Here is a 1,237-nt window from a genome sequence, read left to right on the forward strand (position 1 = left end):
TGGATTTGAGTCAATATTTTGGACACAAAAAAGTTAAATCTAAGCTACTTTTTTAGCTAGATCTTCTATAGTTTGGGGAGTTTTATAACCAATGCTACTATGAATTCTCTTGCGGTTATACCATCCCTCGATGTATTGAAATAATGCTAAGTTTGCTTGTTCAAATGTGACATATTTTGTACGATATACTTCTTCTTTCTTTAAAATGGCATGAAATGACTCGATACAAGCGTTATCATACGGACAGCCTTTCTTACTGAAAGAAGGTTTGATTTTATAACTCGCGAGTAAGGTTTGAAATTCCTGACTTGTATATTGAGTTCCTAAGTCAGTATGTAGAATGAGACCTTCTGGTGGTTTCTGTGTATAGTAAGCGTTTTCTAACGCTTTTACCACAAGATTTGTTGTCATATTTCGTGAAAATGAATATCCAACAATTTTTTTAGAATACAAATCCATCACAGATGCTAGGTAACACCAGCCATCTTTTTGCGTGTGAATATAGGTAATATCCGCTACCCACTTTTCATTTATTGTCGTTGTAGAGAAGTCCTGTTCTAATAGATTTGTCCGTTCTTCTACAGTTGATTTTGATGAATGTGGTTTATATTTTTTCAAGATAATGGAACGAATATTTTCTTTTTTCATGAGCCGTTGCACACGCTTTATGCTTACTTTTAATCCTTGCTCCAACAGTGTTTGATGAATCTTTGGCGCACCGTAACGTTCTTCGCTATCTTGATGGATTTGTTTGATTTTTTGAGTTAATTCTTTATTTTCACGACTACGCTTTGACTCTGTTTTGTGCTGAGATTGGTAATAAGAACTTCTCGCTATTCCAAGAGCTTGGCACATGATATGAACAGAGTGCGTTTCTTTTTGACAATCGATAAATTGGTGTAATTCTGTATCTTTTATTTTCTCGCGAATATGGCCATAGCCTTTTTTAAAATTTCATTCTCTTCTTTTAGACGAAGCATTTCTTTTTTCATTCGTTTTAGATCTTCTAGTGTTAGTTCATCTTCATCAACTGATGTGATAGGAGAATATATTTTAATCCATTTATAAACGGTTACTTCTGATACGCCATACTCGCTGCTTAATTGTTTGACAGGTTGTCCTGAATGATATAATTCAACAACCATTTTTTTAAACTCTTCATTAAATTTCTTGTTTGTCATACGGACACTTCCTCCTTGAAACCCATTGTAAGGACTTAACTAAGTTGTGTCCATAT

1 protein-coding gene is annotated in these 1,237 nt (G+C 34.0%); it reads right to left on the reverse strand.

Annotated elements, in window-relative coordinates; genetic code table 11:
* Window positions 1-39 precede the first annotated feature (39 nt).
* Window positions 40-1,181, reverse strand: a protein-coding gene (locus tag JDS96_RS30415) for an IS3 family transposase (RefSeq protein ID WP_199669086.1) whose coding sequence is annotated in 2 segments (ribosomal slippage) — window positions 40-950 and window positions 950-1,181 — 1,143 coding nt in all. Because the reading frame shifts where the segments join, the coding sequence is not laid out codon by codon here.
* Between the last annotated feature and the right edge of the window lie 56 nt (window positions 1,182-1,237).

Origin of the sequence: Bacillus cereus group sp. N21, assembly GCF_016483395.1 — a bacterium.
GTDB classification, from domain to species: domain Bacteria; phylum Bacillota; class Bacilli; order Bacillales; family Bacillaceae_G; genus Bacillus_A; species Bacillus_A pseudomycoides.